Raw genomic sequence first — 20,360 nt, forward strand, 5'->3', positions numbered from 1 at the left:
CTCATGAAGAAAGTAGTCGCGCTGGCGCTGATGCTCGCCACGAGTTGGGCCCATGCCGAGAAGATCGGCGATGTCAGTACCGCATTCAAGTTCCTCGGGCCGGATCACAAGATAGTCGTCGACGCGTTCGACGATCCCAAGGTAAAGGGCGTGACCTGCTACGTCTCGCGCGCCAAGACAGGTGGCCTCAAGGGCATGGTCGGGCTCGCAGAGGACAAGGCCGAGGCATCGATTGCGTGTCGTCCGGTCGGTCCGATCTCCTTCGCTGGCCCGCTGCCCAAGGAAGAAGAAGTCTTCTCCGAAGGGCTGTCGCCCCTCTTCAAGAAGCTGCGCATCGTGCGCATGGTCGACAAGGCGCGCAATACGCTCGTCTATCTCACCTACTCCGACAAGCTCATCGACGGCTCGCCGCAAAACAGCGTCACGGCCGTGCCGGTGGATCGTGCAACGCAGATTCCGATGAAGTGATGCTCGCGAGCACAGGCGCTGACGTCGACGCCATGCTGCGCGACGTCATCCTCGCAGCAACCCAAAGCGCCTGAGCTTGCGATACAGCGTGTTGCGGCTCACGCCGAGCCGTCGTGCGGCTGCGCTCACCTGCCCCTGACAGGCGTCGAGCGCCGCACGCAGCGCCTGACGCTCGGCCGCCTCCAGCGGTGCCTCCGACAATCCGTCGTCCGGTGAATCGGCCGGTGAACTCTCCGCGATCGCGACGTCCGGCGCGCGCAGTTCGTCCGGCAAATCGTCAACCGTGACGATGCCATTCTCGCTGAGCGCCACCAGCGTGCGGATGACGCTGCGTAGCTGACGCACGTTCCCCGGCCACGCGTGATGGCACAACCGGTCGAGCGCGGCGGGCGTCACATGCGTGGCGGGGCAATGGCCCGACGACTCTGCCTGTGCGAATAGCCGCTGAATCACCGCCTCCTTGTCCTCGCGCGCGCGCAGCGGTGGCACCGTGACTTCGAGGCCGCTCAGGCGATAGAACAGATCCTCGCGAAACAAGCGTTCGTCGATGCGTTCGGAGAGATCGCGATGCGTGGCGCTCAGCACGCGAATGTCGAGCGGCACCGGTTCGCCACCACCCAGCGGCGACACCATCCGGTCCTCCAGCACCCGCAGCAGACGCGTTTGCATCGCGAACGGCATATCGCCGATCTCGTCGAGAAATAACGTCCCGCCGTTCGCCTGCCACAGCTTGCCCGTCATCCCTTCCTTGCGCGCCCCGGTGAAGCTGCCGCCCACGTATCCGAACAACTCGCTTTCGATCAGCGACTCGGGAATCGCCGCGCAATTCAGTGCGACGAACGGCCCGCCCGAACGAGCACTCGCTGCGTGAACAGCGCGGGCGAACACCTCTTTGCCGCTTCCCGTTTCACCACGAATCAGCACGGGCACGTCGTGCGCGAAGACTCGGCATGCCCGTGAAAACGCGCGCGCCAGCGTGGGATCGGAGAACGGTTCTGTAACGGCTTCCCGCACAGCACCTGACACATTGGGCGCACGCCGGAGTGCACGGGCGGGTGCACGCAGCATCGCCAGCAACGACTCCCCGGCATTCGCACCGGTCGTAGCGTGCAACGGCCAGCAGGTGCTCGGCGACGGATGCGCTTGTGCGAGCAAGGTGTCGAGCGTCTGCACGAACCATTGGTCGACGCGCGTGCCCACCAGCGCGTCGCGCGGCACCCCAAGACAATTCAGTGCGCTTTGATTGGCGGCCAGCACGCGCCCCGCATCGTCGAACGCGAGCAACGCCTGCGCGAACCCGCCGAGATGGTCGGCCTGCTCCTGCCATTGCAGCAGCCATTCGTCGCGATAGTGCTGAAAGAAGTACTCGCTCTCGACGACCTTCGCCGACAGGTTGACGAGCGCCAGCGTATGAAACTGACTCTGACGCGTGAGATCCGTACTGGTGGACGACACATCGATCACCGCCAGCAGATCGCCCTGCGGGGCGAACACCGGACTCGCCGTGCAAGTGAGCGGCGTATGCAGTGCGCGAAAGTGATCCTGCTGACAGATGATGACGGGCGCGCGTTCGACGGCGCACGTCCCGATACCGTTGGTGCCCTCGCACGACTCGCTCCAGTCTGCGCCCGGCCACAGCCCGGCGCGATGGAAGTCGTCGCGGGTGCCGTCATGCAGCCGAGAGTCGACGATCACGCCGTCCGGGGCTGTGAGCAACACGGCCTGGCGTGGGTTCATCAACTGACGTTGCAAACGTTCCAGCACCGGCATGGAAACGTTACGCAGGCGTTCCATCGCATTGCGCCGCTCGCGCAATTGCGAGGATTCGAGCACGCGTGGTGCCATGCGCGCGCCCGGGTCGAGCGCGTGCGTGTCGAGGCAGCGCCGCCACGAACTGGCGATGTTCGGGTCGGTCGCCACCGAGCCCGATGGCGAATGGCCCTGCGCGACGTTCAGCACACGGCGTGCGTGCGCGGCTTCCGTACTGGCTGGCATTGGTCGTCTCCCCCGTGCCGGATGATCTGATGATCTCGTATCGTTCCCGAAGCATCCCCCATGCGCGAAGCGATTGCAATGCGCTATGTCAATCGGAAAACGCAAAGCGATTGACGCAGGTTCTGACGCCGACGGCGCTGTCACAGTCCTGAGACACCGTGTGCTACGCCGCAGGACAGAGGTGTCACGGAATCGATACACACAGCGCCGTCCAGCACGCCGCCAGGGCGCGTCGTTGCGCGAATCGGGATGTCTGGCCCGCGACTTGCTTAGTAGCGTCTTGCGCAGCCAACGTCCGCGCTACAACGATATCCGGAGACACAACATGAAATACGCCCCGCCCGGCACACCCGGTGCCTTGCTGTCCCTGCAACCGCGCTACGAAAACTTCATCGGCGGCAAGTTCGTGCCGCCCGTGGAGGGCCAGTACTTCACCAACACGTCGCCGGTCACCGGTGCGGTCATCGGTGAATTCCCCCGCTCGAACGGCGCAGACATCGAACTGGCGCTCGACGCTGCGCATGCGGCGGCGGCCAAGTGGGGAAAGACGTCCGTACAGGCCCGCTCGCGCATTCTGTTGCAGATCGCCGACCGGCTGGAATCGCAACTGGAGCGCTTCGCCGTGGCGGAGACGTGGGACAACGGCAAACCCGTGCGCGAGACGCTCGCCGCCGATTTGCCGCTGGCCGTCGATCACTTCCGTTACTTCGCCGGTTGCATTCGCGCGCAGGAAGGCACAGCCGCCGAGATCGACGAGCACACTGCCGCGTATCACTTCCATGAGCCGCTGGGCGTGGTCGGTCAGATCATCCCGTGGAATTTCCCGTTGCTGATGGCGGCGTGGAAGCTTGCCCCCGCGCTCGCGGCGGGCAACTGCGTGGTGCTCAAGCCCGCAGAGCAAACGCCGCTCACGATCACACTGTTTGCCGAGCTGATCGGCGATCTGTTGCCGCCCGGCGTGCTCAACATCGTTCAGGGCTTCGGCCGCGAAGCGGGTGAAGCGCTGGCGACGAGCAGGCGCATCGCCAAGATCGCCTTTACGGGCTCGACGCCCGTCGGCAATCACATCCTGACGCGCGCCGCCGCCAACCTGATCCCGAGCACCGTCGAGCTGGGCGGCAAGTCGCCGAACATCTTCTTCGACGACATCATGCATGGCGAGCCGGAATTCATCGAGAAGGCCGCCGAAGGCCTCGTGCTGGGCTTCCTGAATCAGGGCGAGGTCTGCACATGTCCGTCGCGTGCGCTCGTCCAGGAATCGATTTACGAGCCTTTCATGGAAGTGGTGATGAAGCGGGTCGAACGCATCAAGCGTGGCGATCCGCTCGATACCGAGACGGCCGTCGGTGCGCAGGCGTCGCAACAGCAGTTCGACAAGATCCTCACTTATCTCGATCTGGCGCGCAAGGAGGGCGCACAAGTGCTGACGGGCGGTGGCATCGAGATGCTCGACGGACCGCTGGCGTCGGGCTTCTACATCCAGCCCACGCTGCTCAAGGGCGAAAACCGCATGCGCGTGTTCCAGGAGGAGATCTTCGGACCGGTGGTCGGCGTAACGACCTTCAAGAACGAAGCGGAAGCCCTCGCCATCGCCAACGACACGGAGTTCGGTCTCGGCGCGGGTGTATGGACGCGCGACATCAATCGCGCGTATCGCATGGGCCGTGGCATTCAGGCGGGGCGTGTGTGGACGAACTGCTATCACCTCTATCCCGCACACGCGGCGTTCGGTGGTTACAAGAAGTCCGGCATCGGCCGCGAGACGCACAAGATGATGCTCGACCACTACCAGCAGACGAAGAATCTGCTCGTCAGTTACGACGTCAATCCGCTCGGCTTCTTCTGAGCAATCCCTCTAGTCGTATGTGACCTTGCAGTAGATCAAAGACGCATCGCGCAGCGAGTGCGATGCTGTCTTTGATGCATGCAAAAGATGATTCTGGACACCCCGTCGCACCATTTGCGCATGGGGAGTGCCCCTCACAGAACAGATAAGGAGCATGACGATGAGCACGACTTTCTTCATTCCCGCCGTCAACATGATGGGCGTGGGCAGCCTCGACGAAGCGATTGCCGCCCTGCGCCAGTACCATTTCCGCCGCGCCCTGATCGTGACCGATGCCGGTCTCGCGAAAGCGGGCGTCGCCGAGAAGGTAGCGAAGCTGCTGACGCAGCAGGACATTCAATCGGTCGTCTTCGATGGCGCGAAACCGAACCCCACGGTGAGCAACGTCGAAGCGGGCCTGGCGATCCTCAAACAGAACCAGTGCGACTTCGTGATTTCGTTGGGTGGCGGCTCGCCGCACGACTGTGCGAAAGGGATTGCGCTGTGTGCGACGAACGGCGGCCACATCTCGGAATACGAAGGCGTCGATCAGTCGAAGAAACCGCAGCTGCCGCTCGTCGCAATCAACACGACGGCTGGCACCGCGAGCGAGATGACGCGCTTTTGCATCATCACGGACGAGAAACGTCATGTGAAGATGGCCATTGTCGACCGCAACGTCACACCGCTGTTGTCCGTCAACGATCCGGCGCTGATGGCGGCCATGCCCAAAGGGTTGACGGCCGCGACGGGCATGGATGCACTGACGCACGCCACGGAAGCTTACGTGTCGACCGCTGCCACGCCGATCACCGACGCGTGCGCGCTCAAGGCCGTCACGCTGATCTCGCAGAACCTGCGTCGTGCGGTGTCGCACGGCGACGACATGACGGCGCGCGAGAACATGGCGTATGCGCAGTTCCTGGCGGGCATGGCTTTCAACAACGCGTCGCTGGGGTATGTGCACGCGATGGCGCACCAATTGGGCGGGTTCTACGATCTGCCGCACGGTGTGTGCAACGCAGTTCTGCTGCCCCACGTGGAAGAGTTCAACGCGAGCACCAGCGCGGCGCGTCTGAAAGACATTGCGCAAGCGATGGGCGAGAAGGTGGAAGGGTTGAGCGACGAGGAAGGTGCGAAGGCTGCCATCGCCGCGATTCGCCGGTTGTCGAAGGACATCGGCATTCCGTCTGGGCTGGCCGAACTCGGGGCGAAGAAGGAAGACGTCCCTACGCTCGCCGCCAACGCGATGCAGGACGCCTGTGGGTTCACCAACCCGCGTCGCGCTGAGCAAGCGGAAATCGAAGCGATTTTCCTGCGAGCGTTCTAAAGTCGACGCGGACTACGCCAATTAGCGCGTGGTCATGCCGACCGGCGGCTGGACACGTTGGATCGTGTTCACCTGAACACCGGCGAGCATGGCCACGCCGTTGGCGGCTTTGGAATCTACGTTTTCGATTGACGGTTTTCACGCTCCGTCAACGCACGCCATGAAAAAACAAAGGGCTACGTGAAATTACGTAGCCCTTATCGTTTTATCGAAAAATCCTCACACCACTGCAGGCACCCCCGGCACCCGCTCACGCCGCTTCATCCGCCACCAGATCAGGATGGCGACGAACGCTTCGAGCGCCGCCACGATCCAGAGACCGCCATTGAAGCTGCCCGTCGCATCTTTTACGATGCCCAGCAGATACGGTGAGCCGAACCCGGCAAGGTTTGCCACCGAGTTGATGAACGCCACGCCCATCGCCGCAGCGCCGCCCGCGAGATAGGCATTGGGCAATTGCCAGAACACCGGAATCGCGCCCATCGTGCCGGACACGGCGATCACCAGACACAGGAACGCCGCCACGCCGTTGCTTCCCGCAAACACACCGACGCCCGCCAGTCCACACGCCCCGATGAAAACCGGAATCGCACAATGCATGCGCGCTTCGCGACGCTTGTCCGCGCTGTAGCCGATAGCGATCTGGAAGATCGCGCCGAAGACGTACATCACACCGACGAGCAACCCGATGTGCAGCGGATTCGTCGGCCCCAACGCACGCACGATGGTCGGTGCGAAGAACGAGAGCGTCGCGTTAGCGGCCACGATGCCGAAGTAGATACCGGTGAGCAACCACAGCTTCGGGCTGCGCACGGCGAGCATGAAGCTATGCTCGCGCTGTCCCGCGCCCTTGCGGTCGTGGTCCAGATCGGCTTGCAGCAAGCGCTTCTCATGCTCCGACAGCCAACTGGCTTGCTCCGGCTTGTCGACGAGGAACCACACGGCCAGCACGCCCGCGAGCACCGTCGGCACGCCTTCGAGCAGGAACAGCCATTGCCACCCCGCCCAACCGTTCACGCCATGCATGCTGTTCAGGATGGCCCCCGCGAGCGGTGCCCCTACCACCGACGACACGGCCGACGCCGAGATGAACCAAGCAAACGCCTTCGCGCGTCGGTGCGCCGGGAACCAGAACGTCAGATACAGCAGCACGCCCGGCTGGAAACCCGCCTCGAACGCGCCGAGCAGAAACCGCATGACATAGAAGTACGCAGGCGAATGCGTGAACATCATGAGCACGCAGATCGTCCCCCAGCCCAAGGTGATGCGTGCGAGCGTGCGTCGCGCGCCGATACGCAACAGCAGCCAGTTGCTCGGGATTTCCAGGAAGAAGTACCCAAGGAAGAAGATGCCCGCGCCGATGCCGTACACCGTCTCGCTGAAGCCGAGATCCTGCTGCATCTGCAACTTCGCGAAGCCGACGTTCACTCGGTCGATCCACGCGAGCATCCACAGCACGAAGATGAACGGAATGATCCGCCACATGATCTTTCGGTAGATGGGATCTAGCGTGCGGTCGTCCGGCTTGGCGAACGCATTTGTGCCGTCGGTCGTACGCGACGTTGGCTGTTGGTTCATATCGTCTCCTGATTTGTTTTGTGTTGACCGTTGACGTTGGGACGAACGACGACTTTGGAGGACTTAAATCAGGCGGCTTCATCCAGACGCATTGCCTGAAGCAACGCGCGGCACGCCGCTGGCACCGGACCGATCACCGGCAGGGAGAAGCGTTCACCGAGCGCCATCGCCGCCTCGCCCAGCGGGCCGCCTCCGATCACGACGGCTTGCGCCCCATCGAGCCGAATGCATGCGTCCACCGCTCCCGCAAGACTGCTTTCCAGTTGCGACGGCACATCCCCGAGCGCAAGCGGATCGCCGGTCGTGAATCGCGCGCCCGTGAAGCTCGCGCCGAGGCCCAGCTTGCGGACGTTCGACGCAATCGAGTCGGCCAGTCGCGGTGTCGTCGTGGCGATGCCGAAACGACGTCCGCCCTCGCCTGCTTCACGTACCGATGCCGAGCCGATCCCGACCACGGGCACGTCCAGACGCGCGCGCAACGCCTCGATGCCCGGGTCGCCGAACGCGCCGACGATCACGCCGTCCGCCTGCGCTGCGAGCGCAACGATTTGCGGATCGTTCACCGCGTCGGCGGCCACGGCGAGGTCCTGCTCGTCGACGATCATCGGCGCACCGCGCGTCACCGTCGCACCAACGACGGTCGGCGGCGACGTCATCACGCTGGCGAAATACGTTCGGGCGATGTCGACCATCATTTGCGTCGTCGCTGTCGACGTGTTGGGGTTAATGAGCAGGATGTGAGTCATGGAAATCTCGGCGAATCGGGAAATCAGGAAGCATGCGAAGCAGATGCGGGGGATGCGGACGAAGACGCGGAAGCAGACGCATTGGCGGCCGCTTGCGGATCGCCGTCGCCCGGCGCGTCGGGGCCGTCGATGGGCTTGCCGAACGTCTCCGGCGCGAAGGTGAGCGCAATAGCGAACACGGCGTACATCGCGGCCATCATCCCGAACATGCCGCCGATGCCGTACTGGTCGAATACGCGGCCTGCCACCAGCGGCATCGCTGCACCGGCCAACGTGCCCAGCGCAAGAATGAACGCCGTGCCGAACGCCCGCACTCGCGTGGGATAGAGTTCCGGCGCGTAGATCCAGATGGACGTATTGAGCAGCAGCACGCAGAACTGGAAAGCCGCACCGAACGCGAGAATCAGCGGCTGCGACTTCGACAAAAACCCGAAGCACAGACCGATCACACACGCGGCGATAGCGCCGAGCGTCAGCACGCGTTTGCGCGGGAACCGGAAGCCGAAGTACGACGCCGTGATCGCGCCGAGCAGACTGCCCGACTGCATCACGATGGTGAACACGAAGCTCTTGCTCAGCGTGTAGCCCTGCGCCATCAGAATCGTCGGCATCAGCGTAAGCACCGAAATCTGCGCGCCGTAGGTCATGCACACGGCGATGCCGACGGCTACCGTGCGACGCGCCAGCGGTCCGACGAACACTTCGCTCAGATGCACCTTTTCCGCGCGGTGCGCACCGTTCGACGCTTCGCTCAGGTAACGCTTCGCTGCGCCACCGGCGGACTTGCCGAGCTTGCCGGAGGCGAGAATATTGAGCACGCGGTTAGCCTCTTCCACGCGGCCTTTAGAAAGCAGAAAGCGCGGCGTCTCCGGGATGAAGCGGCGATAGAGCAGCACGAAGAAGGCCGGAAGCACGAGGCAGCCGAACAACCAGCGCCAGCTATCCGGCCCGGGGAAGAAGGCGAAGACCGCCAGCCCGAACGCGGGTGCGAGCATGTTGCCGAGCCCGCCCCCTGCGACGTTGATCGCGCCCACGGCCACGCCACGAAAGCGAGACGAGCAAAACTCTGCAAGCATGGTGACGGCAATCGAGATTTCGCCGCCGAGGCCGAAACCGACGATGAAGCGTCCGGCGGCGAGCATCGTATAGTTCGTCGCCAATGCGCAGATCAGTGCGCCGAGCGTGAACAGCATCAGATTGATGCTCAGCATCGTGCGACGCCCGAAGCGGTCGGCGATGTAGCCCGAACCGAGTCGGCCGATGGCGGCCGCACCGAACGTCAGCGTGTTGAGAAAGCCGATTTGCGCGGCAGATATGCCCCAGTACTCGCGCAGCAACGGCCCCACGAGACCGACGGCGTTCTGCTCGAAGACGTCGAACAAAACCCCGAACAGAATCAGTGCGAGGATCTTCTTGTGTGACGGCGTCACGCCAATGTCGTCGAGCGCCCGTTCGAGCTGCTGCAACCTGGGTTCCGACGACGATACGACCACTTCTGCGCCCATCGTAAAACTCCCTGCGCCGCGATTGGCGCCTTTGCGACCGAATTGCCTCGCCCTCTGATGAACCTGTTCGGTTAATATTTTTTCAGATTATTTGTTTTTGAAAATTATTTTTCATATCAGGGTTTAGCCTGACGGCGCGGACGACGCGGACGAGCGTCGGCCTTGGCGGGAGATGCCAATGATGGGGAGGTTTGAGGTGGAGCGCCGTCGGGCGACGGCGGGCGGTCAGATTTCGTCGAGTGCGTCGTGAAATGCTTCCACGAGGCCGAGGTGACGACGTCCCGGGTTGCCTGCAAGCGTCATGACCTGCGTGACGATCAGGTGGCACAGACCGATCACCGCCGTGTGGTTATCGAGCACGCCGGGGCCTTGGACGTCGCACTGCAACGACCATTTCGCAGGCGTCTTCGTCGCGGCATTGCGCTCAGTGACGTAGACAAGATTCGGGCACGCCTTTGCGAGTTGCGCGACGACCGTCGGCATCTGACGAATGCGACGGCGCAGAGCGAACACGATCACGATGTCGTCCGCGCCGATGCCTGCGAGATGTTCGCCGAGCGTCTCGCCCGCACCGGGAATGACTTGTGCGCTGGGGACGGTTTGCAGCAACTGCCAGCGGAAATACATCGCGAGCGGCAAGCTGGAGCGAAAGCCCACGACCCAGACTTTGCGCGCCGAGAGAATCGCGGCGGCGATCTGTTCAATTTCGGTGGACGAGAGACGGCGATAGGTTGCGTCGATGTTGGCGAGGCTTTGCTGGCGATGCGCGCCGACGACATCGTCGGCCACCGCTTCGGTCGCGTGCGCGGTCGCAGCCATCACCAATGGAGAGCCAGCGCGTTGCTCGGACCGGACGTGTTTGCGCGCGTCGTCGAACGACTCATAGCCCAGACGTCGCACAAAGCGCGTGACGGTGGCATTCGACACCTGAGCCAGTGTGGCCAGCTCGGACGCCGAATACCCCGCGAGATCGCCCGGCAGATCGAGCGCGAATTCGGCCAGACGCCGCTCTGACGGCGAGAGCTGGTCGAGCTGATCGCGAATCCGGCCGACGAAAGACTTCTTCACGTGAGATGCCATGAGCGTTTGTGCGGTTAGGGGCGGGCTATTGTCGCCCGATTTTGCCCTAACCGGTAGCGCCCTGACGACTCAACCCCGTCACTGCCTGCAAGATGGCCACGCGTGCCTGTCCGAGAATCTGGCCCTGCCATACGCCGTCGTCGAAGCAGAATGCCGCCAGTACCGAAGCGCGGATGGCCGACGCCTGCGCATCCGTCGCTTCGGGGTGACGCCTCAACCACGAATCCGCCCGCAGCATGTGCAGCATGTCGATGAGCGGTACCGTGCCGTATTCGATGGCGATGGCGGTCACCTGCGCGTGCTTCGCCGTGTTTCGCAGTGTGTCGAGCAACGGGCCACCGACGTTCGACGCTACCGTCGTGCCGTCGATGGGGCTGGCCAGATCGGCGCCCCACCACGCGCGAGCGCGTGCTAACTCTGCGGCGTCGAGGCCACCCACGCAGATCTTTTCGCCGTGCCCCGGCGGACCGAGACCCGTATGGAAGTCGATCCAGCCGATGGCCTCGCAACGCTGTCCGTGTGTCTCGATCAACGTGCGCATCAGCCGCGTGCTCCACACGGGTTCGCGTCCCCCGTAGAACAGGCCGTCGGCGAATGCGTACTGTCCAATCGTCAGCGCGCGCTGATATGCCGCTTCGCCGTGTGTTGCGATGTAGTCGGCGATGGCCCGCACGTTGTCGTCGGACGGCGGCCACTCGGGCGGCACGAGCAGATTGTGCAAATCGGCGTAGGCCGCGTTGACGGGCAGCGTCTGCGTGAAGTCGATGCTGTTGCGATTCAGATCGACGTTGTCCTCGTTCGTGCGAGACAGCCACGAAAAGCCATACGGATTGATCGCGTGCACGACGAGAATGGCGACGTCCGCCGCTGCAAGACGTGACTTCAGCCCTTCGTCGCCCAGCAGCGCAATCTGCGCGGCGCTGCCGCAGAATCCCTCCACGCCGTGCGTGCCGGAGGTGAGGATGAGCAAGCGTCGCGCATCGGGTGAACCGAGACGCACGACGTCAGTCGCGAGCGTCTCACCCTCACGGCCGACGATGTCGGGAATGACGTGGCTCGTCACCTCGACACCGGCCTGCCGGGCCGCTGCCGCGAATCGCTCGCGCGCCTGACGATAGCTGCTGGAAAACGGACTCGTGGTCATCGCGTCTCACTCCGCCAGAAAGGCTTCGGTCAGGCGCACCCAATAGGTCGAGCCGAGTGTGAGGACATCGTCGTTGAAGTCGTAGCTCGTGTTGTGCAGCATGCACGGGCCGAGACCGTGACCGTGCGCGCGATGGTCGCCCGTCCCGTTGCCGATGTAGGCGTAGCAGCCGGGACGCTCCAGCAGGAAAAACGAGAAGTCTTCGGCTCCCATCGTCGGATCGATGGGATCGACGACGTGATCGCGTCCCACGATCTCCTTCATGACGCTCAGCGCGAACTGCGTCTCGGCGGCGGTGTTGACCGTCGGCGGATAGTTGCGCAGGAACGAGAACTCGACCGTGCAACCGTAGGCGGCTGCCGTCGATTCGCAGAACTCGCGCATGCGCTTCTCGACCAGATCGAGCACTTCGAGCGAGAAGGTGCGCACCGTGCCCGCGAGCGTCGCGGTGTTTGGAATGACGTTGATCGCTTCGCCCGCCTGCATCTGCGTGATGGAGAGCACGGCGGCGTCGATGGGGCGCTTGTTGCGCGTCATGATGCTTTGCAGGCCGGTGCCGATCTGCATGGCCGTAAGGACGGGATCGATGCCGTCGTGCGGCATCGCGGCGTGTGCGCCCGTCCCTTTGACGACGATGCGGAATTCGTTGCTCGACGCCTGCGTCGCGCCTACACGTGCACCAAAGCTGCCCGCCGCGAGGCCGGGCCAGTTGTGTAGCGCGAAGACCGCGTCGACCGGAAACTTCTCGAACAGACCGTCTTCGAGCATGGCCTTCGCGCCACCGCCGCCCTCTTCCGCCGGTTGGAAGATGAAGACGATGGTGCCGTCGAAATTGCGATGTGCGGCCAGATGCTGCGCGGCGCCGAGCAGCATGGCGGTGTGGCCGTCGTGACCGCAGGCGTGCATCTTGCCCGCGTATTGCGACGCGTGTTCGAACGTGTTGAGTTCCTGAATCGGCAGCGCATCCATGTCCGCGCGCAGACCGATGACCTTTTTGCCCGTGCCGTTGCGCAGCACACCGACGACACCCGTCTTACCCAGCCCGCGCGTGACTTCGATGCCCCACGATTCGAGCAGCTTCGCCACGATGTCCGACGTCCGCGCCTCTTCGTAGCGCAGTTCGGGGTGGGCATGGATGTCGCGTCGGATAGCTTGCAGTTCGGCCGAGCGTTCGGCGATTTCCGGAATGATGGACATAGAAGTCGTCTCTTGAGAGTGCCCCGAAAGGCGCGACGCTCGCCGACTCTCGCGGGAGGTCGCACGCGTTGGACAGGGGCAGGTTTGGGGAGGTAATGCGACGGGGTGCCGACGAGCCATCGAAATGGCCGTCGGACACCTTGAGCGTTGATGTTTTAGAGCAGCGGTTGCCGCGAGCGGTCCTTGAGCATCAGGATCGTGACGAGGCCCACGGCTGCGCCGAACAGACCGTAGTAGACGACGGCGAGCTTGTCGCCCGTCCAGCCGATGAGCAGCGTTGCGATGGCACCGGCGAAGCCGCCGAAGATCATCACGGCGAAGTTGTAGCCGATGGCCATCGACGTGGCACGCACACGCGACGGGAACAGTTCGCACACGAAGGCGCAATACGATCCCTGGAACAGCCCGAGCGAGAGCATCAGGCAGCATTGCACGAAGATCAGCATCGGGAGCGTCGGCACGTGGCTGACGGCGAGGAACAGCGGATACGCGATGATCAGGCTGATGAGCGCGGAGGCGGTCATCGGCTTCTTACGGCCGATGGCGTCCGAGATGCGGCCCGAGGCGAACGTCCCCACGATGTAGGCGACGGCCGCGCACAACGACGCGATCACGCTGCTCTTGAAGGGGATGCCCAGCGACTTCGTCGCGTAGCTCGGCATGTAGTAGTAGAAGATGTACGTGCCGATGGTGCCGTACACCGTGAGGCCGAAGCCCGCCACCACCTGACGCCAGTGCTGCGTGACCGATTCGATGAACGGCGAGCGCTTTTCGGCGTCTTGCTTGCGGGCGTCCTTGAAGACCGGCGATTCATCCAGACGCGAGCGCACATAGAGACCGACCGGCACGATCAGCAGACCGATGACGAACGGAATGCGCCAGCCGAACGCGTCGATCTGTTCCGGCGTGAGGGTTTGTGTGATGCCGACGGACACGATGGCACCGAGCAGCATGCTGCACGCCTGCGCGATCATCTGGAAGCTGCCGTACACGCCACGACGCTCGACCGGCGCGTGCTCGACGAGGAATGCCGTGGCACTCCCCACTTCGCCGCCTGCGGAGAAGCCCTGAAGGAAGCGACCGATGAGCATGAGTACCGGAGCGGCCATGCCGATTTGCGCGTACGTCGGCGCAAAGGCGATGACGGCGACGCCTAGCGCCATGACGGTAATCGTCAGGAGCAGTGCGGCCTTTCGTCCGTGTTTGTCGGCGTAAGCGCCCAGCACGATGCCACCGAGCGGACGCGTCAGGAAGCCGACGCCGAACGTCGTCCATGCCGCAAGCAATGCGGCAGTGGGGTTGTCGCTGGGGAAGAACTGACGTGCGATGTTCGCGGCGAAGAAGGTGAAGACGGTGAAGTCGAACCATTCGAGCGCATTGCCGACGGTGGACACCGCAATGACCTTGACGTCGATGCGTTTGCCCGATCGCTCGGTTTGCGCGGTATTCGCGGTGTTCGAGGCGCTGTCGCGCCCGACCGAAACTTCCATGGGGATACTCCTCTTCTATGAAGTGTTTTCGTGGCAAGCCGACCGCACTCGCTTCGCCCCATTCTGCTTGTGCCAAAAAACCAATAAAAGCTAGAATTTGTGATTCGTCATCGCAAGTTTTTTGATGAATTGAGGGTTGTTCTCGACGGCCCCATCCTGGGATTTCTTCCTAATATTCAGACGCTTAGCGTGAGTTACCCATGAGCAACCTGCGATTTATGCGGACTTTTGCGGCGGTCGCGAGATACGGATCGTTCGCTTCGGCAGCCGAACATCTCGCCATGACCCAATCGGCGGTCAGCATGCAAATGCGCGCGCTGGAGGAGGAATTCGACCATCCGCTGTTCGACCGCGTGGGACGCTCCGTCGCCCTCAATGCGATGGGACGGCTGCTGCTGCCGCACGCGGAGCAGTTGCTTGCGCAGTACCAAACGATGCGCACGCTGGCCGCAGGCATCGAATCGACCGCCGGGCCGGTGACGATTGGTGCAGTGGAGTCGGCGGTGAGTGCGCTAGCGCGCGCGGTGTCGCAGATCAAGCACGCACAGCCACATCTGGAGATATCGATTCAGACGGCACGGTCGATTGAGCTGACCGCGAAGCTCGACGCCGGGGAGATCGATTGCGCAGTACTGGTGGAACCGTCGGGAAGACGTCCGGCAGGGGTGCGGTGGACGCCGTTGTATCGGGAGCCGTTGGTACTGCTGGCGTCGTCGGCGTTGAAGTCTTCGTCGGTGGCGAAGTTGCTGGAGACAGAGCGGTTTCTGCGGTTTGATCGGACGCAGCGGACTGGGGCGTTGATTGATCGCGCGGTGAGACGTCAGCACGTGAAGGTCAGCGACTTTCTGGAGCTGTCGTCCATCGAGGGGATCGTGGCGCTGGTGCGGCAACGCGTCGGCGTGGCAGTGGTGCCGATGCTGAGAAGTGCATCATGGGCGCACGAAGATGCCTTGCGTGTGATTCCTCTGCCCGGGGTGACGGAGCAACGGAGTATCGGACTGCTGGAGCGGACGCGACACGATAAGGCTGGGATTACGGCGGCGATTGCGCAGCAGGTGATGGCGCAGGGGTGAGGGGGGACGGTAGCGATTGAAACTCCAGAGCAAAACCGGATCGAGTGTCATTGCAAGATCCTTTTCTTATCACTTCCGGGAAAGCGTCACAGCAAGTCTACGTTGAAGCGCTATCACTCTTGCGCGAGCGTCTTAAGGCAACAAATTAGACGCCATCGTGACCTCCAATTTGAACCTCAGCATCATCAATATTTCTGTACCTGTAGACCCTTCCATCACGGCAGATCTTATGCTGTTTGCCTCCACCGACAGGCCAGAACCTTCGAGAATTTGCGAAATTGCGAGCGCCTCGACGTTCCCAACGCAGCACTCAGAACGGCCAATCCGTTGCATGCCTAATCGGCATCGGCTACCGCGTAGTTCCCTATCAAGCCTTTTCGCCAGCTGTCGATCAATCGATTAAACGGAAATAAAGGATGCTCCCCTCCCGCAATCAACGTCTCGATCGGTCTTGCGCCGAGCAGACGAAGGGCTTGTTGGCCTACTACAGACGTGATCGGCTCGCGAGAAGCAATCACGCCAATGTCGTTACTTTTTTCACAATAAATACACCACCCGCCCACGTCTGAAGCGCATGCATAACTATCAACGTTATACAACCACCCCTTCGCCGGACCTTCCCCAATCAAAGACAGTCGATACGAATCTCCCGTTACCTCTCCATCGAAAAATATCGGAGATATATTCTCAAAACCAAGAGACCTTGCCTCATCTATATTTACTAAAGATGCAGCATTTGACTGCTCGCACCTCAACAACGCTGAAATCACCTCGGTGAATTCCACGGAAAACATTGCATCCGATTCGAAGAATAGAAATTCCCCCCATTTTCCGAGAAAAACATTTTCTGGCAATTTTTTCCCAAAGTCGACTAATCCTACAATCATATTCAGAGAATCTCGCTGAGACTCCTTTTGATTTTTCTTATCCATGCCGCTTCCTTTCATTGTGGATTCATTAGGGAGAATTTTGCCCTCACCCCTCCTACTCCGTTGAACATCGCCCCAGCTTCTCCGGTGCTAGTGCGAATGTACGTCGTGTATGTCGAAGTTCCATTTGTCATAACGGTAAACGGTCCGTTTGTACCTACCCCTTGGCTCGTTACCTTGTAACCATTTGAGATCAAATTCTGTTCAAACTGTTTTGCCGTTAGGTTTGTGCTGACGTTCAGATATCTACTCCCTTGCGCCGTATTTGACGTATCCCAAACTGATGTCGGACCATCGCCGGAGTTTATCCATTTCCCGACTGCCGCCCCCGTCCCCTTAGCGATTCCGATCGACAACAGGAACGACGCAAGCCCCCCGAAGTCCGGATCGTCATAGGCAAGTTTGTACTTATCGAGGAACGGCACATAGTCGGGGAATCCGGGCAGGGCACCGCCAAAGAAATTCGGAACGGCTTCGGCAATGCCAAGTCCAGCGTTCGCTGTGGCACGAACCGTATCTTTCACTGCGCTCGTGAACGTCCCGCACTCATGTCCTGGCGCGCACGCATTGTTTAGCGTTTCATTCTGCGCTGCTGTCGCCGCGGCGTTGGGATTTGCTCCAACCGCACCAGCTATCATTGCGCTCAAGAGCTGTGTGGCCGAAGCAATAATCGCTAACTGAGCTGGATCGGTGACACCTTTACCATTGGTCACCGCTCTCGCTATATCGTCCGCCACTAATGCCGATACCCCCGCACCGATGGCCCCCCCGCACATCCAGATCCGACAGCCGCACCTGCAGCGCATCCTAACACCGCATGCGCCCCAACATATCCCGTCTGTCCAAGCGTTTCGGCGCCAAGGGACCCGATCTGATACGCTAACGCTGCACTCAGATTGCTAACACCGCTAACCTTTAGCGCCTCAAGGAAACTCCCGCCTTGAATCGTCGATTGCACGCCTGCCTGAATAACAGATTGGCCGAGGATCGCTACACCTTGCGTGAGAGACAGACCCGCGGTAGTTGCACCAGCCTGACTCACTGCGCCATCTACGAAAGTCGGCTTCACGCCCGCGAGACTGGCCAGGCTATTGGGGGACGCTGTCGTCGAGAACCCCAAACCGTCTGCGCTCGAATACGTGATCCCGTTCAACAACCCAGCCGTAACCGCCGCCGACAACCCCGTCTTCATTACTGAACCGAAGTCCAGCGAGCCGGTGAACATCACTTGGGTGAGAGTCGAGCTAGCCATAGCCGTGAGCGCTGCGCTCGCCATCACGTTGCCTAGTCCACCCGCTACGAATGTCGCGGCCGTCGTGCCCAGTTGGGCTGCGATCATTCCCGAGAACAGCGGGCCAAGGGCTGCGCCCGTCATGGCCGCTGCCATGATCATCCCGACCTGCTGAATCCCAAAGTTCCCGCCCTGCTTCACGAAATCCGTGTGCAGGTCGTTCTGCAGCGTCTGCTGGATGAAGTTGTCGCCCAGTTGTGCAGCTACGCCTGCGATAAACGCTTGCGTCGCGGCTTGATCGACTTGGCCGTTCGGGTCTAAGAGTTGGAGTGCGCCACCGATCTGGTTGAACTGGTCGACGTTGAGCGTCAACCCGCCCGCTGCAGCGCTCATGAAGCCGCCCGGCTGCACCATCGTGCCGGTGGTCTTCAGGTAACCCGCGTCCTTGATGTAGCTCCAGATTTCACCGACGTCCACCACATTCGCGCGGTTCGTCAGCGTGCCCGTGTTCACCGTCAGCGTCCCGCCTGAGGTGATCGAGCCCGTATTGAGGATGCTGCCGCCTGTCGCCGTATTACCGAAGTTCAGCGACAGGTCATTGCTTGCGAGAATCTGCCCGCCTGCGGACAGCGCCGTGAAGTTCTCCGGCAGGTAAACCTGCGGCATTAGTGCGGTGACCGTCGGACATTTCGCATTACCCGTTGCAGCGCATCCCGGCTCCGGCACCGTCTGCTCGACGTACCACAGCATCGGTTGCGACAGCCCTGCGATCTGCTCAGGCGTCAGGGCCTGACCCAACTGGATGTTGTTCGTCTTCGCGTACTCGACCGCATTGCCGTACATCACCAGCTTCTGCTGGTCGTTCACGCTCAACTGCGACGTGCTATCCGTCGACAACCCATTGATGAAGCTCGCCTTGCCCGTTTGCATCAGGGCGGCTTGCTGGAGTTGGATGGCCTCTTGCTGCGGAGAGAAGTAGAACGTCGTCGTGCTCGGTTGTAGCGACGCGGGCAAGTTCGAGATCAGCACTTGCGGGGTGACGGGATCGAGCGTTGCGCCCAATCCGCCGACGACGTAGCTCGGGCCGTTCTGCTGGCCGGTGGCTCCCGTCAGGATCGACGAACCTGCGCCGCCCAAGCTCGCCGGGATCGGGCCTTGTGTATTACTTCATGATCTAGGGGGCATCTAACAAAACTCAACGTCACAGTCAGTTAGCCGAACTTTTCTCCCATCAGAAATAACGAGGCAACTTCCACTTATGGACGCCAGCAGCAATCCTAAGTCTGCCGCGGCGGATTCAACATCTTTCCGCCACCCCTCGATATCGCCGTGGTAGCCAATAGCGTGAAAATGTTCTCCAGTCGGGATCTTGATCGTGCATCCTCTGTCGTTAACTCCGCCAAATTTTGCGTTGGGCGGATCGCATGATTCGGTCAAATTTCGAAACTGTCGCCTCAGCTTATTTTTCCCGTCATCGGAGAAGTAAATAAACTCAACCCCATCTACCGCTACCTCACCGGGAATTTTTCTTTCAGATGCCTTCTCCAAACGGCCACCCAATATCTTCTCTAAGTCACTCAACTTGTCCATAGTTCCTCTACCTTACTTCACCGGTGTAATTACGAATTTGAAATTTTTCACTCCACCCTCGACAAATACTTTTGTGTAGTAGTTAGCTAACTCCACGCTGTTGGTGTGGTATACCACGCCCCCCTCGAAAGCCGACGCGTAACTCTTTGCTTGGGCAAGCATACGCTGCTGCTCAGCCTTCGCCCACGAAGTTCCACCGATCGGGCTTTCCGGATTCCGGATGGAACTCGCCCAATCATCAGCAAATTTTGCTTCCACCGCCGTAAATCGACCATTAATCTTCGCAACGTCGTCGGCAACTCCGTTAACCCTCACGCCGTCCACTATGGTCGTAAATTGCCGTTCCTGGAATGTCGCGTTGTCGTACAGTTGCCTGACCCCTTTCTCATAGCTTTGAGACTTGTCAATAGCGCGATTGCCGGATACGGATACAGCATCAGTGGTCGGCTTAGTTTGCGGATTCCCTCCCTCACTATTGCCGCTCGAAAATGTCCAATTACTAGGTGGCGGAGAAGACGGTGGAACCAACGCTCCTAATATGGCAGCGACCACGCATCCAACCGGGCCTCCTGCCAAGCATCTCAGAGCAACTGCAGCTGTCACCGGGGACGGTGCACTAGGCCCATTATTGCGCGGGCCGTCGGTCGAATCAATTTGACGGTTAGGATCAGACTCTGCCTTGTTGGCATCCCTACTCCCGATCGAAAAGAAGTTCCGAAGCCATTGATCTGGGCCTTGAGCTAACAAGTTGTCTACGGCAAAGAAGACGCCGCCATTCTTCGCCGCATCTTCCAGGTGCTTTGACGTTTTGGAATCGTTGTTCAACGCCTGGTTCTGTGCCCAGAACGCTCCAGCATTCGCGTCTGCTCCCGCTGCCCCCGACAGCCCCGCTCCCAGCAACCCAGTTAGCATTGAGAGTGCGGCCAACTGCCCGTCGTTGAGCGGCGCACCGTTAGGGTCGATTCCTTTAATGAAGTCTGGCGTGAATGCTGCACTTGCTGCCGCACCGATTGCACCACCTGCGCATCCATTTCCGGAAGCCGCGCTTCCCGCGCACCCCAGTGCCGCGTGTGCCGCAATAGAAAGGATGTTCTTGCTTAGCCCGTCTCCAAATAGACCGTCGGCTTTCGCCTCGCCGATCTGGAACGCCAACGCTGCGCCAAGGTTGCTGATTCCACT

At 61.3% G+C, this 20,360-nt stretch carries 16 protein-coding genes and 1 pseudogene; 4 read left to right on the top strand and 13 right to left on the bottom strand.

Going from position 1 to position 20,360, the window contains the following annotated elements:
* Window positions 1-3: 3 nt before the first annotated feature.
* Window positions 4-468, top strand: coding sequence for a CreA family protein (locus PAN31117_RS24960; RefSeq protein ID WP_150740554.1), 465 nt, complete (start codon window positions 4-6; stop codon window positions 466-468).
* Between the two features lie 45 nt (window positions 469-513).
* Here the strand turns inward: PAN31117_RS24960 and PAN31117_RS24965 are convergent, their stop codons facing one another.
* Window positions 514-2,463: a sigma-54-dependent Fis family transcriptional regulator gene (locus PAN31117_RS24965; protein ID WP_150740555.1), complete on the bottom strand. Its 1,950-nt coding sequence runs from the start codon at window positions 2,461-2,463 to the stop codon at window positions 514-516.
* A 325-nt stretch (window positions 2,464-2,788) separates the two neighbouring features.
* Between PAN31117_RS24965 and exaC the strand changes: the two genes are divergently transcribed.
* A complete protein-coding gene (gene exaC / locus PAN31117_RS24970) occupies window positions 2,789-4,309 on the top strand; it encodes an acetaldehyde dehydrogenase ExaC (RefSeq protein ID WP_150740556.1) in 1,521 nt (506 codons plus the stop codon).
* 160 nt (window positions 4,310-4,469) lie between these two features.
* A complete protein-coding gene (yiaY, locus tag PAN31117_RS24975; RefSeq protein ID WP_150740557.1) occupies window positions 4,470-5,618 on the top strand; it encodes an L-threonine dehydrogenase in 1,149 nt (382 codons plus the stop codon).
* Between the two features lie 219 nt (window positions 5,619-5,837).
* Here yiaY and PAN31117_RS24980 read toward each other — a convergent pair whose 3' ends face one another.
* The 7 genes from PAN31117_RS24980 to PAN31117_RS25010 all read right to left on the bottom strand — a co-directional run bounded on the left by PAN31117_RS24980 (window position 5,838) and on the right by PAN31117_RS25010 (window position 14,358).
* Window positions 5,838-7,196 carry an MFS transporter gene (locus PAN31117_RS24980; RefSeq protein WP_150740558.1) on the bottom strand — a complete coding sequence of 453 codons (1,359 nt, stop codon included), beginning with the start codon at window positions 7,194-7,196 and terminating at the stop codon, window positions 5,838-5,840.
* Between the two features lie 68 nt (window positions 7,197-7,264).
* Complete coding sequence (locus PAN31117_RS24985; RefSeq protein WP_150740559.1) at window positions 7,265-7,942, bottom strand: aspartate/glutamate racemase family protein; 678 nt, start codon at window positions 7,940-7,942, stop codon at window positions 7,265-7,267.
* Window positions 7,943-7,965: 23 nt separating this feature from the next.
* Window positions 7,966-9,447, bottom strand: coding sequence for an MFS transporter (locus PAN31117_RS24990; protein WP_150740560.1), 1,482 nt, complete (start codon window positions 9,445-9,447; stop codon window positions 7,966-7,968).
* A 225-nt stretch (window positions 9,448-9,672) separates the two neighbouring features.
* Complete coding sequence (locus tag PAN31117_RS24995; RefSeq protein ID WP_246189254.1) at window positions 9,673-10,515, bottom strand: MurR/RpiR family transcriptional regulator; 843 nt, start codon at window positions 10,513-10,515, stop codon at window positions 9,673-9,675.
* 58 nt (window positions 10,516-10,573) lie between these two features.
* Window positions 10,574-11,671: a M14 family metallopeptidase gene (locus PAN31117_RS25000; RefSeq protein WP_150740562.1), complete on the bottom strand. Its 1,098-nt coding sequence runs from the start codon at window positions 11,669-11,671 to the stop codon at window positions 10,574-10,576.
* A gap of 6 nt (window positions 11,672-11,677) precedes the next feature.
* Window positions 11,678-12,868 carry a M20 aminoacylase family protein gene (locus tag PAN31117_RS25005; RefSeq protein ID WP_150740563.1) on the bottom strand — a complete coding sequence of 397 codons (1,191 nt, stop codon included), beginning with the start codon at window positions 12,866-12,868 and terminating at the stop codon, window positions 11,678-11,680.
* A 155-nt stretch (window positions 12,869-13,023) separates the two neighbouring features.
* Window positions 13,024-14,358 carry an MFS transporter gene (locus tag PAN31117_RS25010; protein WP_150740564.1) on the bottom strand — a complete coding sequence of 445 codons (1,335 nt, stop codon included), beginning with the start codon at window positions 14,356-14,358 and terminating at the stop codon, window positions 13,024-13,026.
* Between the two features lie 200 nt (window positions 14,359-14,558).
* Here PAN31117_RS25010 and PAN31117_RS25015 point away from each other — a divergent pair, with 200 nt between their 5' ends.
* The gene (locus PAN31117_RS25015) at window positions 14,559-15,431 is read left to right on the top strand and encodes a LysR family transcriptional regulator (protein ID WP_150578462.1); all 873 of its coding nucleotides are present in this window, start codon (window positions 14,559-14,561) and stop codon (window positions 15,429-15,431) included.
* A gap of 335 nt (window positions 15,432-15,766) precedes the next feature.
* Here the strand turns inward: PAN31117_RS25015 and PAN31117_RS25020 are convergent, their stop codons facing one another.
* From PAN31117_RS25020 to PAN31117_RS27270, 5 genes and pseudogenes are all read right to left on the bottom strand, one after another.
* Window positions 15,767-16,363, bottom strand: coding sequence for a hypothetical protein (locus tag PAN31117_RS25020; RefSeq protein ID WP_150740565.1), 597 nt, complete (start codon window positions 16,361-16,363; stop codon window positions 15,767-15,769).
* Window positions 16,364-16,374: 11 nt separating this feature from the next.
* Window positions 16,375-17,073, bottom strand: coding sequence for a hypothetical protein (locus PAN31117_RS25025; RefSeq protein WP_150740566.1), 699 nt, complete (start codon window positions 17,071-17,073; stop codon window positions 16,375-16,377).
* A 23-nt stretch (window positions 17,074-17,096) separates the two neighbouring features.
* On the bottom strand, window positions 17,097-18,728 hold the full coding sequence (locus PAN31117_RS25030) for a DUF637 domain-containing protein (protein ID WP_150740567.1): 1,632 nt from the start codon (window positions 18,726-18,728) through the stop codon (window positions 17,097-17,099).
* Between the two features lie 48 nt (window positions 18,729-18,776).
* On the bottom strand, window positions 18,777-19,181 hold the full coding sequence (locus PAN31117_RS25035) for a hypothetical protein (protein WP_150740568.1): 405 nt from the start codon (window positions 19,179-19,181) through the stop codon (window positions 18,777-18,779).
* 12 nt (window positions 19,182-19,193) lie between these two features.
* Window positions 19,194-20,360 (bottom strand): annotated as a pseudogene (locus PAN31117_RS27270) (two-partner secretion domain-containing protein); the annotation flags it as partial.

The organism is Pandoraea anapnoica, from assembly GCF_902459765.1.
Lineage (GTDB): Bacteria > Pseudomonadota > Gammaproteobacteria > Burkholderiales > Burkholderiaceae > Pandoraea > Pandoraea anapnoica.